Genomic DNA, 12,902 nt, shown 5'->3' on the forward strand with positions numbered 1-12,902 from the left:
ATCGATTGCTCCTCCAAAATACATATTATATTTCATTTATCCATTGCAGTCTTTAAGCTAACAGAAACCCGAGGTTTCAAGGCCGGTTCATTCATTTCTGTTACCAATATATTGACCTCCGGCTTTTGGACTGAATGCCCTGTATTAACCCCTATAACACCTGAAGAAGTGAGTATTGACTGACCTATTCTTTTGGTTGTTGGGATATTCCATAGAATAAGGGTGATGGCATGTGTGAGGATGATGATAAAGGCCATGTTTTTGATAAACCGGATTTGGGTAAGTATTTTTCGGTCTTTCGAATTTTGGTTGTCAGCTTTCTCAAATTTATGTTTTATATCTTTTTCTAACCATCGAAGAAATTCAATTAGGAGCCACATACAGTTAATAAGGATTATGGCCTCAATAAGCCTATACCAAATAACAGTCAATTCTAAAAAGTTGGTATAGATGATAATAAGGATTATCGGGACTAAAAACTTGGTAGGCTTTTTAAGGTACTCCAGCAGCTGGGCTTTTAAAACCGTCGGCCTTCTTGTATGGCCTACTTTTAACAAGGCATAAATTGCCCATTGCAAGGCTAAGCCAAACATTAGGTAGGCTAAAAATACCACTAAGTAGCTTAGCCAAGATTTTTCACCAATATAGGGTAAGGTTGTGGTGTTCATGTACTGTTTTGACAAATATATAATTGCCAAATGTACTTAGGTATGATATAGATCAGGATTAATTATAATAAAGATGGTTGAGGTCCAACCTAATGGGGCAACTTAAAAGGATTACTTCTGTTCTTCCAGAATTTTTTTAGCAGCTGAGTAGCCCAACTCAAAGATTTCATCTATTCCATTCATGTCAAACGTTTTGTATCCAGACAAACCTGAAGGCGATATTACTAAATCACATGCTGCGAATTTTATGATGGATTCTGAGGCAGATTTTATTCTGTATGCCCTCTCAGCTACAGTATATGCATGTTTCAAGTCGCCAATTTTAATTTTTTTTAATGGATTTACATATACACCTATAATTTTTTCGCAATCTTTTTGAAGTGGTTCAGTTGGAAAATTGTTCAAAACCCCGCCATCCACATAGTAGCTAGCCTTAATTTTTATAGGAGTGAACATCCCTGGAACGGATGCTGAGGCGAGTATTGGTCTGATGAGTTGTCCTTTGTGAAAAATTTTAAGGGTTCCTTTAATGATATCAGTGGCAGTTATATAAAGCGGTTTTTTTAAAACACTGAAGTCGTCCTCAGGAAAAAAAGCCTTGAAATTATCATAAAATTTTTCACTATCTATAAATCCAGGTTTACTGAGCGCATATCTATTGGTATGAAAAATTGGAATGGTTTTGAAGAAATTCAACATTTCGGGCCAAGCAACACCGCCGGCATAAAGTGCCCCTACAACAGCTCCTGCGCTGGCACCAGAAATGTGAGTAGGATAGATTCCATATTCTTCCAGTGCTTTTATCACTCCTATGTGTGCAACACCTCTCATTCCACCGCCAGAAAGTACAAGACCTGTATTCATAAATTGATTTACTTATAGTCCTGTAAATTTACAAAGGATAATATTCCTACAATATGATCTTAGTCATCTACTTGAGATGGTTAGCTCTTTATGCCCCACTAAAAAACAAGGCAACCTATTCTGTATAGAAAAAAAAGCTAACCCATTAAATGGATTAGCTTTCCGAAACTTAATTTAAATTTATATTATGGGATCCCCTCCTCTTCTGGCGTGAGATTGCCTGTCACCTCTTCGGTCTTTTTCTAAAAAACCGCTACCGGAATTCTTTTCTTTAATTCTATCTGCACTTACATCTAAAGTATCCTGTTGATTGAAAATGGTTCTGTTTTCAAAGTCATATCGTCCGTTTAGACTACGATCTTCTTGACTATAATAGGTACGCATGGTGTGTAGGAACTCCCCTTGTGGACCAGTCGGCCAATTGTCACTATCGAAACCTGGAGCATTTTCCAATGTTTCTTTGGTCTCTCTCACAAATATGGCATCATCATAGGAAGGATTGAAACCAAAGGATTCAAAAGGTAGCGCAAGAAGTTTTGAACCAAGATTCAAAAATCCTTCGTCTACTTTCAACACAACATAATCTACCTGAGACGTGGTGGTGTTAAGAACGATGTCTTTGATGGAACCTACAGACTCATCTCTCGCTGTTTTTACCTTACGCGAAATTAAATCCGTTCCTCTTAACTGAAAATTATTTTCATTTTTCATTTTAATAGTTGGTTAAATGAGAAAATCATTTAACTAGTATTTCTCAAGATTTGTGCCAAAATCACTATAAACGTAAAATACTATTTAATCTTTATAAAATTGTTTTAATCAGCTCTATAATATATAAAAAATATATTTAATCAGTTAATAATTTATTTAATAGAGTCGTTTTTCTTTCTTAAAATTTATTAATAACCTTTCGAAATTGGCCTAGTTTATACCACAAAATGGATAGTAATATTGGTTTTAACAGGTGCTTTATAAATTTGTGCGGGCAATGCCAATTGTTAAAGATGTGGTATCCAAAATCTCAAAAGCGTCAAATTATCTAGTTTTGCCCGCATTTCTAAAGGCATTTATCTCCCAAAGCTTAGGTAGTGGGATTGGGCTACTTAGAGGTATACCAGCTTTACTATTTAGAATTTTTAGTGCTTTTCCCTTCCAGGAGTTCTACTTGCCTTTCCATCAATGCTGTCATTCTGCTTAGTAGTTCAATGTTCTTAGGTGTGATTACGGTGTTGTTTTGAGGGTCTTCTGCTTTCTTTTGTATGGAGTTCATTAGCTTTACGATGAAAAAAACGGTCAGTCCAATGATCAAAAAATCTACGCTTGCTTCCACTAGATTCCCATACCCAATTGAAATTTCTTCAGGATGGGTGACACCATCTAGTATCACTTCCTCCCTCAGGACTATTTTTTTGTTCTCCCAATTTATTCCATTGGTCAAAAAAGATAGAGGCGGCAAAAAAATTTCCTTTACCAAAACATCAACTACTTTGTTGAAAGCCGCACCTATAATTACACCTATTGCGATGTCAATCATATTTCCCTTTACGGCAAATTCTTTAAACTCCTGAATCAACTTGATTTTCATATCTATTTCTTAAAAGTTTTAAGACTTGCAATCAATTGGAATGCCAAATCAAAGTCAGGTGGCGGATAAGCCTTAGCGGAGTGTGTAAAAAGTACCTGAAGGTAAAATTTTGAATGATTAGGCCAATTCCTTGTTAATCCACTTTACCGATGTGTAAAAAAAATAAGTACATGTTTCCTTGTAAGAAAAAAAAGGAAGAGCGGATCGCTCCAGGATTGTCTATACCAGTACTGAAGTCTGGTATAGACAATCCCAGTGGCTTTTAACCGACCAAATCCATTCTCCTGTTGATATAATTATGCTCCTTGAAAGAAGCAGATAATTAACCTCCTTACTTTCCGACTTTGAAATTTCTACAGCCTTCTCAATATCTTATTGTCCACATCCAAGCTCGCTTGCTTTTGATGGAAGATTGGATAAACTCTCGGACCATGTCTTGATATTTAGTGCCAGATACTTCTCTCCCTTTCATTTTTTTTGGCAGGGTGATGATTTCTTCCGGTTCTCCAAAAGTGATTTTCTCGGCTTCCACGATGAGCATGCCGTCGTTGATGTCATAAGCCAAAATCAAACCTGGAAGCCCGAATTGCTCCTCTGGACCTGTTGGGACAGGAATATCTGAGGCGAACCAAGCAGTGATCTTTTGGCCTTTAATGCTGTCTTCAGACACAGCTTTCATACACATGTGTCCCAGAATATCCCGTATTTCGTTCATTACTCTCCATTTTGGAGCATTTAGGCTGTCACGGACGATGTAAGTTTTGCCCATTTGGTCCATGTATTTCAGATAGGTCTGGTCTTCTAAATTGTTTTCAATGAGATAGTCATTTACTTGCCAAGAGTAGCTTTGGACTTGATAGGGTTCTCCGAAAGTATAAACACTTTTTTCTGGCCAAAACTGAAGTTTCATCCGAGTGCTGTAGCCATCAGGATTACTCCAGGAGAGTAGGATTCTATCCTTTTCCTGCGCGGTAATGTGAGGGAGGTTGGAATAGATTTTATCATAGAATATGCGGTATCGGTATTCTACCTCACCCACCATATTTTGGGCTCTTACTCCTGTGGAAATTAATAATAGAATAAGGATCTTTAGGTATTTTAATTTCATTGTTTTAATGATTTAAGAATTGGCTGAATCAGAATAGGTGGAATTGATTTGCAAAATATACCAACATTGAAACCTGTCTAGTTAACTACATATGCCATGATAAATTATGAGAAATCAATTTTTTTTACTGGGAAACTAGGTGGTTTGTTTCTTAAAATGCAGATATAAATTATATCATTACGCTTATTGGTTATGCCCAAACGGTTAAGCGGGGGAAGAAAGTAATTTACCAGTTAAGAAACTTGCCTCTTGGTGATTTTGTGACTGTAGCACTTCCCCACTTTACAACTTACTTATCTATATTTTTTCACTTCTACTCCCCGCATATTATAAGTCAGTCCGAGTAGGAAATACCTTGATAGCGTTTCAATCCTTCCAGTGGAAACGTAGTTTTGGCCTGCAAACTGGCTGATGGTTTGATTTTGCTTGAAGATGTCGTATGCGGATAGCCTGACTTCCCATTTTTTAGCCTTGCCGAGTAGTTTATAGGCGAATGCATTGAGGATAGGTACTTCCTGATCAAATCCAAAACTTTCGTTTTCATATCGGTTGTAGTTGAATTTTACATCTAGGTAAAAATCTTTGGGAAATTTTATGTTCATATTACTATAAGCGCTCCAATTTATTATGTCCTGGTTTTGGGAAGGATTTTGTTCGTATTTGGTTTTGCTAAGTCGGAAGGATGACCCGGTATACAGGCTGAGCCATTCTAAAGGTGTCAGATTTAAATTTACCCCAAAGTTATTGCTAAAAGTATTGGTCTCTGTCTCGATTGAGTTGATGAGGGAGAGGCTTTTAGAATAGGAGGGATTTGCAGATAAGTAGGCGGAAGCCTTGGTTTTTACGATGGGAAAACCAAAACCTAGATATGGGTTATAACGCTGCCCCCCTGAAACATTTCCTGCCTTGTAGGTAGTGACAAAGGTTCCTGGGTCTATGGTTTGATTTTGAACTACTTGATTCTGATAGAATGTTGAATTGAATGAAATCCTCAAATTTATAAACGTGGCAGGATCATACATGCTATATCCTGTATTGAAAGTATGGGATACTTCAGGCTCTAAATCAGGATTTCCTTCCCGTATATACAATGGATTAGATATGTCCTTGTATGGCTGTAGGTCGGTGATATTTGGGGGATTGACGCCCATGGTATAGCCTGCGTTGATACGCTTGTTCCCTTTCATTGTTTTCGAGTAAGTCACATTAGGGGTGAAATTGAGGTAGTTCTTGTTCACTCGGCCTAATATCTCACTACCTTTTACGACTGAAAATTGTCCATTTAATCGATAGTTGGAGGCAGCTAAACCCACGCTTAAGTTATTGCCTTTGTTGGCATATCGGATGCTAGAACCAAATCTGTTGTAGGTAATTGTATTTTCAAAAAGTCGACTGAGGTCCGGATTTAGCTCTTGGGTGTCGCTCGATTCCACATCGTATACTTGTCGGTCTGTTTCGCTCTGTGACTGGCTGAAATTGTAGAAAGTCTCCCAGAAAAATATTTTTTTGATTGGTTCGACAAAGAGTAGGCTTGACTTGATAAGGTTAGAGCCATTCAGTGCCTGGTTCAATTGATCCAAGTTTCGGAAATAGGTGTTTGGGTCTGTTGAGTTCATGAGATCTACGACGGATTTTTGTATGCCATTTTGGTCTGCCTTACTATACGTATCACTGATACTGGCAGCAAAATTTCGTCCGTTTTTTTTGAATTTATGCCTATAAATTGCTGTGCCCTGAAAGGCCCCTGACCATTTATCCGATTGGTTGTTCCTATCCATTTGGCTTTGCTCCGTGCTACTGCGAATCAGCTCTTGATGGCTGGCCAAGTAGGTAGTAAGTGAACTTAGCCTTCCTTTTGCGTTAATGGTGATGGTGTTGGCACTGTCTAATTCGTTTTGAAAACGAAGGTTTACCCGATGGTGACCTGCCATGTTATTTTGATTGCTTTGGTCTGTGGAAGTGAAGGAGGTATTGTCCTGCAAGAAATTGGTCCTGCTATTGAAACTCTCTAGCGCCTGATCACTGCGGCTATAGAAGTAGTTGCTATTAAAATCCTTCTTATCCTTCAGGTAGTTATAATTGACGCCAATGGCTTGGTTGTTTGAGTAGCCAGAGTTGAGGTTATTGAAGGGGATTTCGAAAGACTCTTCATTGTCTCCACCTGAAAACGAAATATAATTCGACCCACCCCTACCATTAAAACCAAAGTCCCCAGTATCGCCAAATTGGAAAGCACCGCTCCCTTTAAACTCCTGTATGTCGTCCCAGCTCAGACCGGATTGGTTGACATTATTGCCGTAGCCGATCACCGAAAATTGGTTTACTTTGTCAAATTTATTGAAGGAGGCATTTGCAGACCATCTTCCGTCTGTGCCCAGTGCTGCAGAAAGCTTACCAAAACCTCCTTTTTTGGCTTCCTCCTTCAGCTCAACGTTTAAGGTTTTTTCCTTCACTCCATCTTCCACGCCTGTTAACTTGGACTGTTCTGACTTGTCATCGAATAACTGAAGCTTGCTTACTGACTCTGCATTTAAGTTTTGCGTGGCCATTTTTGTATTACCTCCAAAAAAGCGCCTTCCATCCACTGTTACTTTCTGTACTTGTTCCCCCTGTGCAACTATATTTCCATCCTTGTCGATTTGTATCCCAGGCAGCTTGCGGAGCAATTCTTCCAGGGTCGCTCCAGGGGGCACTTTGAATTTGCTTGCATCATACTCAAGCGTGTCTCCCCGCATCATCAACGGCGCTTTGGCGGCTTTCACTACTACCTCATAGAGTTCCTGTAAGATTGGCATCAACTGAATCTCATCGACTTCCAAGTCACCTGTTTCAGGGAGAACCAGTTCCTTTTGTACGGGAAGGTAGCCCATATAAGTTGCTTTGATGAGCAGCGGTTGTTTGTCTACGTTTTTGAATTGGTACTCTCCGTCTTTATTGGTCAGGGTGTATGCCACCAAGGCCGAGTCTTTTGGGCTAAGAAGTAGTACAGAGGTATAATCGAGCGGGATATTCGTGGTATCTTTCACCACTCCCCGAATAGAAAGTTTGGATTGGGCATGGGAGGCAAAAGTGATGAAGGCCAGAAGAAGGTATGAAATGAGCAATTTCATTTTTTTTCAGTTTTATGTTTTAACAATAATTTCTTTGACTAAAAACGATCACTCCATTTATCACTATCAGCTCACCTTTACAAGTTGAATTGGTAGCGTCAGAAGACAGGCTCAGGATTGAATGCGCTATTTATGAATCCAATTAAAAAAGTTGAAGTTGAGCGAATTTAATTTTTTGCAACGCTTAATCGACCTTTTTAATTATTACTCCTGAGCTTCAAATTCAAATAGTATATGCCCCTTCACTTTTCTTCTTCGTATAGTTATCTTTTTAAACAAATCAAGAATTCATTCTTTCAAGTAGTGCCATTCAATTGAAAATCGACAAACACTGAAATACTGTTCTATACTATTGACTATCATACTACTACAAGTATAGTAATAATTCAACTAAAAACATAAAACTAATTTGTTAAATAATGTTATTTTTTGTGAAAAGGCATGGAAATAATACTAATTTAAAAAGTGACAAACACATCCTATTAAAATGTGAATTGTCTAAAAATTGATTTCACCCAAGTGGAAAAGAGAAATACCGGTTATTTTTCTTAGTCAGCATCAGCTGTTTATTTTCTTGTACCGATAAACATGAGAGACCTAATATTTCTCCTTCAATTGATCGCGTAAAGATGGAAGCGGAAGGTGGGATACAAGAAACTGATTTTTCCACGGCTGAATGGGAAATAGCCATAATAGAAAATGTAATCAGTGATGTTAAATCATTGGTGATATTTATTCCCTTCAAAAAAAAATGACAATGTGCTTTTAGAACTCGAAGGTGTGGGAAGACTGGAAGCTTTAAGGCTTATAAAGGGTTTGTTATTGGCCGTGTTGGACTAGACAAGCTGGAATTAATGATTCAGGAAAACAGTTCCGAAGAGCCTTTTGAATTCAGGATTATTCTGGTCACGGAAAATCCCGAAAGAGCTATCATTATTTCGCATAAAGCATCTCAATGATACCAATTTAAAGAGCTCGATTGCTTTATCGGTGAAGGAGATGAGGATTCATTATATTGGAAGAGTTGAATATGAAATCCGAGCGTTTTATAACAGGGCAAGTTAGTGGTGGTTGAGTAGTCAATCTTGTTTAGTTAAGGATAGCTATTTTGAAGAGGATTCTATAAAAATTTTGTGACCGGAAGAGATGTGGAGAGGCAAAATTTTCACGATTTAACCTTTCACTTTTTATCAAGCGAAGGACTAAACCTTCAGATTAGTATTTATAACAGCAAGAAGAATTAGGAGATTTTAAAAAAAAAAAGGCTGGAAAAAACAAAAGCCAGTTCGCAATGAACTGGCTTTGTCGGGGTGGCAAGATTCGAACTTGCGACCTCCTCGTCCCAAACGAGGCGCGATGACCGGGCTACGCTACACCCCGTTTATTCCCTATTGGGAGGACAAAAGTAAATAAAATTTGAGTAAATCAAAAAGGTTTGCCCATTATTTTGAAAATATTTTCATTTTTTTATTTCTATCTAATCTGTGTTTAAACCCAGAATAGGCAGTAGAATTCGCAATTGCAAGATAATCAGGTGGTTTAGAGAATTTAGCAATACCCCGATATGGTGAAACTTCTTAACAGGCAAGTAAGGTCGAAAACTGCAATAAAGCGGATGACTTCTGAAGCGATTTCAGGTGATAGATGGTCTATTGCACATGTTGGGTTTAATTCTACGCAGGAAAAACGTTTGTCTTGAATATCTTTATGGCAATTGAAAGCAAAATGATGCCAAATATTCTCCGTAAAATATCCAAGCCTGTCTTCCCTAGTTTTTGTTCCAGGAAATGGGTGCTTTTCAATACCACATAAATGATGATCAGGTTTAAGACAATTCCTATAGCAATATTTGCCTGCCCATATTCTGCCTTAAGTGTTAGGATTGTGGTCAGGGTACCAGCACCTGCTATTAAAGGAAAGGCTATGGGTACTATAGAGGTACTGGTAGAACTTGCTTCAGGATCGGTTTTAAATATTTCAATGCCAAGGATCATCTCTGCCCCTATGGCAAAGATGATCAATGCTCCGGCAATGGCAAAATCCTCCACGCCTATTCCAAATAGACTTAAAATTGATTTTCCTACCAAAAGAAAGGTTACCATCAATATACCTGCTACAATGGTGGCCTTACCACTTTGGATATGGCCTACTTTCTTCCTAAGATTGATTACTATTGGTATAGAACCAAAAATATCAATCACAGAAAACAAAATAAGGGTAACAGATAATATTTCCTTTAAGTCAAACACTACAACTTCGTTTTAATAGGCTTTGAGAAAGACAGTCAATTTGTCAAACTCCAAATCATTCAAGGCGGGGAAATTAGCAATTCTAAAGCTGGTTGGCTTTAATGGGCCATAACCGCTACCCATTTGCATTCCATTGGCTTCAGCTTCAGATTTAATGCGTTTAATAAAGCTTTCGGCTCCACCTACGCCCAATACGGTTCTACTTCTGGTCGCCGCATTGCTAACCAGGAAATCCAAGGCTGAGGAATTTTCAACGATGTTCTCCAAAGTCTTCATCCTTGCCTCTGTTTTTTCATGTACCTCCTTGATGTTTGGCATATCAGCCAATACCCTATTCAATAGAAATATACCAAGAACATTTGGGGTATAATGTGTTTGATAATTGGCTGCATTTTCCAACATGAAATTAAGGCTGTTGTATCTTCCAGTTTCCCCTTTTTCCTTGGCCCTTTCTATGGCTTTTGGGGAAAGTATCAATACGCCTAGCCCTGCTGGTAAACCAAAACACTTCTGAACAGATGCATACCAGATATCTGCTAGATTAAAATCAAGATAGATTCCCGCCATAGAGGAAGTGGTATCTATTGCCAACATTTTGTCAGGATACTTTTCTCCAATGGCAGCTATGGTTTCATTGGTGACCTGGGTAGCATTGGCCGTTTCGTTTTGTGTGACAGCTATGATATCAAAATCAGGTCCGATTTCCAGGTCATCTACTGCCAATGCGGTGTTTTTGTCCAATACCAAGGCAGCAGTATCAGGATTGATGTGCTGGGCAAAGCCGAACCACTTTTTACCAAATGAGCCGGAATAAATATGGAAGGAGGACTTTAAAACCAAAGACTGAGTAATGATTTCCCAGTTTTCTGTAGCAGAGGAAGTAAAGAGCAACTTGTAATCATTGGGAACGCCCAACTTTTCCTTGAATAGCCTTTCGGTATCTTTATAAAGGTCCATGAAAACCGCACTGCGGTGATTGGCACTTAAGATTCCTTGTTGAAAAGCCTCCTGAAAATAGTCCGGTAGTTTGTCATGTACCTTAGAGGGACCCGGTGCAAAAGTGAGTAATGCCATTATGCGTTTTCTTTCTTATTGTCAATAAAATAATTCAACCCCAATTCGTAGCCTTTCAATCCCAAGCCCGCAATCATGCCCACACATTCCTTGGAGATAATGCTCTTGTGGCGGAAAGTTTCTCTTTTGTAAATATTTGAAATGTGTACTTCCAGAACTGGACTGCTGATACCAGCAATAGCATCAGAAAGTGCAACTGAAGTATGGGTATATGCTCCAGCATTGATAAGGATGGCATCATGTTCAAAACCTACCTCATGAAGCTTATTTACCAGCTCGCCTTCTACATTACTTTGGTAATAGGTCAATTCCAGGTCAGGATACTTCTGAACGAGGGTTTCAAAATAATCTTCAAATGAGCGACTGCCATAAATTTCCGGCTCTCGCTTACCTAATAAATTCAAATTGGGTCCGTTAATGATCGTGATTTTCAATGTATGAAGGATTTAATTAACTACTAAACAGGTGTAAAGTTAAGCATTCGGAAAACAACTTAAATGTATATTGATATGTTTTTAGAAAAACTATTATTTAATACCCGCATTAAGTTAATTTTACTTTGTGTCCTGGGAAAAAGAAATAAAAGCTTTTGGTTATTACCTGAAAATTGAACGTTCACTAAGTGAAAATTCAATTTTGGCTTATAGACAAGATATAGATAAGCTTGCCCGTTTTTTGGAGAAAAACTTCCCAGAAACAATGCCCAATAATGTGCAATTGTATCATCTTCGGCAGTTTGTCCAAGTTCTGGCAGAATTGTCTATTTCCGAATTTTCACAGGCGCGAATAATTTCAGGGATCAAAGCCTTTTTTAAATTCATGATGTATGAAGATAAAATCACTGAAAATCCTGCCGTCTTGCTCGAGGCACCCAAACTGACTCGAACATTACCTGATACTTTAAGTTATGCAGAAATAGAACAATTGTTTGACGTGGTTCCTTTGGGTGAACCTGAAGGGCATAGAAACAGGGCCATGATGGAAATGCTTTATAGCAGTGGACTTAGGGTCTCCGAATTGACAAACCTGAAATTAAGTCAATACTATGAAGACATTGGTTTTTTGAGGATTCTTGGAAAAGGAAACAAAGAACGTTTGGTACCTATAGGAAAATCTGCCGCCAAATACCTGGCCATTTACTTAAACGAAGTCAGGGCGCATCAGGTGATTGTCGCAGGGCATGAAGACTACGTGTTTCTAAACCGGAGAGGAAAAAAACTTTCCAGGGTGATGGTTTTTTTAATCATAAAAAAAATGGTTGAAAAAGCAGGAATACGTAAAAAAGTAAGTCCCCATACTTTTCGACACAGTTTTGCTACCCATCTTGTGGAGGGAGGGGCAGATTTGAGAGCCGTTCAAGAAATGTTGGGTCATGAAAGTATCACCACCACGGAGATTTACACCCACCTTGATCGGGATTACCTAAGACAAGTATTGAATGAATTTCTTCCTGGAAAAGCTTGAATTCAGCAGCAAGGATTTCAGAATAAAGTCTTTTACAGGTCCTGCGCGAGCAATAATGAAGCTTTCCTCAAATAGATAAGCTTACTGAGCCGGTGGAAATATCAGTCAAAGGAACTTCATAAAGCCATGCTAAGTTGGCCTCGATGAAATCAAATGTGGACTTAATTGGAAATCTCATAGCCTGAGTTTGCATTAGGCATGTTTTTTGAACTATTGGCTTTTTTAAAAAATGTTTACAATAACTTTCTTCAGAACAATGAAAACCACCTACTTTTTAGGACTAATAATTTGGCTAATGACTTTGCCTATGGAGGTCAACGGTCAGGAGAAGCTCAAGAAATTGATTGGTGAAAGAGAGCGGTTGCATAAGGAATGGCAAGAATCAGAATCCAAAAAATCAGGAATTTTCGGCAATAGAACAAAAAAGGATATGGCCGCTACCAATGAGTGGTTGATCCGTATCTTACAGAAAGACAATTATATAATTGAAGAACTCGAATTATTGAAGGATATAGAAACTACCGAAATTGGGTATGAAAAAGAAGATTACAAATACATTGCTCAAAAAGCTGAGCAAGACATTGTGAAGCTTAAAAGAGCCCTTGATATTAGGGATGAGAAAATCCAAATGGGGATTAAGGAAAAGCGTACCTACGAATGGACCACGCTTATTTTCTTTGTAAGCAGCATGGTTTTGGGGTTTATGTATTACCGAAAAAGAACCATTTAGGAGGTTTAAAAATTAGAAGTATTACGGTTTTCTTTAATTTTTGTTTTATT

At 38.2% G+C, this 12,902-nt stretch carries 11 protein-coding genes and 1 tRNA gene; 2 read left to right on the forward strand and 10 right to left on the reverse strand.

The features are described 5' to 3' along the window. Positions 1–32 precede the first annotated feature (32 nt). The 10 genes from AC0L7T_RS00855 to aroQ form a co-directional block, all read right to left on the reverse strand. A complete protein-coding gene (locus AC0L7T_RS00855) occupies positions 33–668 on the reverse strand; it encodes a hypothetical protein (RefSeq protein WP_473340378.1) in 636 nt (211 codons plus the stop codon). 111 nt (positions 669–779) lie between these two features. Next, complete coding sequence (locus AC0L7T_RS00860; protein WP_473340380.1) at positions 780–1,532, reverse strand: patatin-like phospholipase family protein; 753 nt, start codon at positions 1,530–1,532, stop codon at positions 780–782. Positions 1,533–1,712: 180 nt separating this feature from the next. Next, positions 1,713–2,243: a PRC-barrel domain-containing protein gene (locus AC0L7T_RS00865; protein ID WP_473340381.1), complete on the reverse strand. Its 531-nt coding sequence runs from the start codon at positions 2,241–2,243 to the stop codon at positions 1,713–1,715. A 412-nt stretch (positions 2,244–2,655) separates the two neighbouring features. Then, a complete protein-coding gene (gene mscL, locus AC0L7T_RS00870) occupies positions 2,656–3,117 on the reverse strand; it encodes a large conductance mechanosensitive channel protein MscL (protein WP_473340383.1) in 462 nt (153 codons plus the stop codon). A 364-nt stretch (positions 3,118–3,481) separates the two neighbouring features. Continuing rightward, positions 3,482–4,225 carry a GLPGLI family protein gene (locus AC0L7T_RS00875; RefSeq protein ID WP_473340385.1) on the reverse strand — a complete coding sequence of 248 codons (744 nt, stop codon included), beginning with the start codon at positions 4,223–4,225 and terminating at the stop codon, positions 3,482–3,484. A 293-nt stretch (positions 4,226–4,518) separates the two neighbouring features. Continuing rightward, positions 4,519–7,335, reverse strand: coding sequence for an outer membrane beta-barrel protein (locus AC0L7T_RS00880; RefSeq protein ID WP_473340387.1), 2,817 nt, complete (start codon positions 7,333–7,335; stop codon positions 4,519–4,521). A 1,305-nt stretch (positions 7,336–8,640) separates the two neighbouring features. Continuing rightward, positions 8,641–8,715 (reverse strand) — tRNA-Pro (locus tag AC0L7T_RS00885). A 293-nt stretch (positions 8,716–9,008) separates the two neighbouring features. Beyond that, complete coding sequence (locus AC0L7T_RS00890) at positions 9,009–9,584, reverse strand: MarC family protein (RefSeq protein WP_473340389.1); 576 nt, start codon at positions 9,582–9,584, stop codon at positions 9,009–9,011. A gap of 12 nt (positions 9,585–9,596) precedes the next feature. After that, a complete protein-coding gene (locus AC0L7T_RS00895; RefSeq protein WP_473340391.1) occupies positions 9,597–10,658 on the reverse strand; it encodes an aminotransferase class V-fold PLP-dependent enzyme in 1,062 nt (353 codons plus the stop codon). Continuing rightward, positions 10,658–11,092, reverse strand: a complete 435-nt coding sequence (gene aroQ, locus AC0L7T_RS00900; protein ID WP_040417280.1) for a type II 3-dehydroquinate dehydratase — start codon at positions 11,090–11,092, stop codon at positions 10,658–10,660. The genes AC0L7T_RS00895 and aroQ overlap by 1 nt, the downstream gene beginning before the upstream one ends. A 127-nt stretch (positions 11,093–11,219) precedes the next feature. Here aroQ and xerD point away from each other — a divergent pair, with 127 nt between their 5' ends. Both xerD and AC0L7T_RS00910 read left to right on the forward strand, forming a co-directional pair. Next, the gene (gene xerD, locus AC0L7T_RS00905; RefSeq protein ID WP_473340393.1) at positions 11,220–12,122 is read left to right on the forward strand and encodes a site-specific tyrosine recombinase XerD; all 903 of its coding nucleotides are present in this window, start codon (positions 11,220–11,222) and stop codon (positions 12,120–12,122) included. A gap of 229 nt (positions 12,123–12,351) precedes the next feature. Beyond that, positions 12,352–12,852, forward strand: coding sequence for a Clp protease ClpB (locus AC0L7T_RS00910; protein ID WP_473340395.1), 501 nt, complete (start codon positions 12,352–12,354; stop codon positions 12,850–12,852). The last annotated feature ends 50 nt before the right edge of the window (positions 12,853–12,902 follow it).

The sequence above is a fragment of the Cyclobacterium sp. 10D3-21 genome (genome assembly GCF_055809755.1).

Excerpts from the sequence above, each read along its gene's own strand:
- AC0L7T_RS00855 (WP_473340378.1), bottom strand. The coding sequence starts at position 668 with ATGAACACCACAACCTTACCCTATATTGGTGAAAAATCTTGGCTAAGC.
- AC0L7T_RS00860 (WP_473340380.1), bottom strand. The coding sequence starts at position 1,532 with ATGAATACAGGTCTTGTACTTTCTGGCGGTGGAATGAGAGGTGTTGCA.
- AC0L7T_RS00865 (WP_473340381.1), bottom strand. The coding sequence starts at position 2,243 with ATGAAAAATGAAAATAATTTTCAGTTAAGAGGAACGGATTTAATTTCG.
- mscL (WP_473340383.1), bottom strand. The coding sequence starts at position 3,117 with ATGAAAATCAAGTTGATTCAGGAGTTTAAAGAATTTGCCGTAAAGGGA.
- AC0L7T_RS00875 (WP_473340385.1), bottom strand. The coding sequence starts at position 4,225 with ATGAAATTAAAATACCTAAAGATCCTTATTCTATTATTAATTTCCACA.
- AC0L7T_RS00880 (WP_473340387.1), bottom strand. The coding sequence starts at position 7,335 with ATGAAATTGCTCATTTCATACCTTCTTCTGGCCTTCATCACTTTTGCC.
- AC0L7T_RS00895 (WP_473340391.1), bottom strand. The coding sequence starts at position 10,658 with ATGGCATTACTCACTTTTGCACCGGGTCCCTCTAAGGTACATGACAAA.
- AC0L7T_RS00910 (WP_473340395.1), top strand. The coding sequence starts at position 12,352 with ATGTTTACAATAACTTTCTTCAGAACAATGAAAACCACCTACTTTTTA.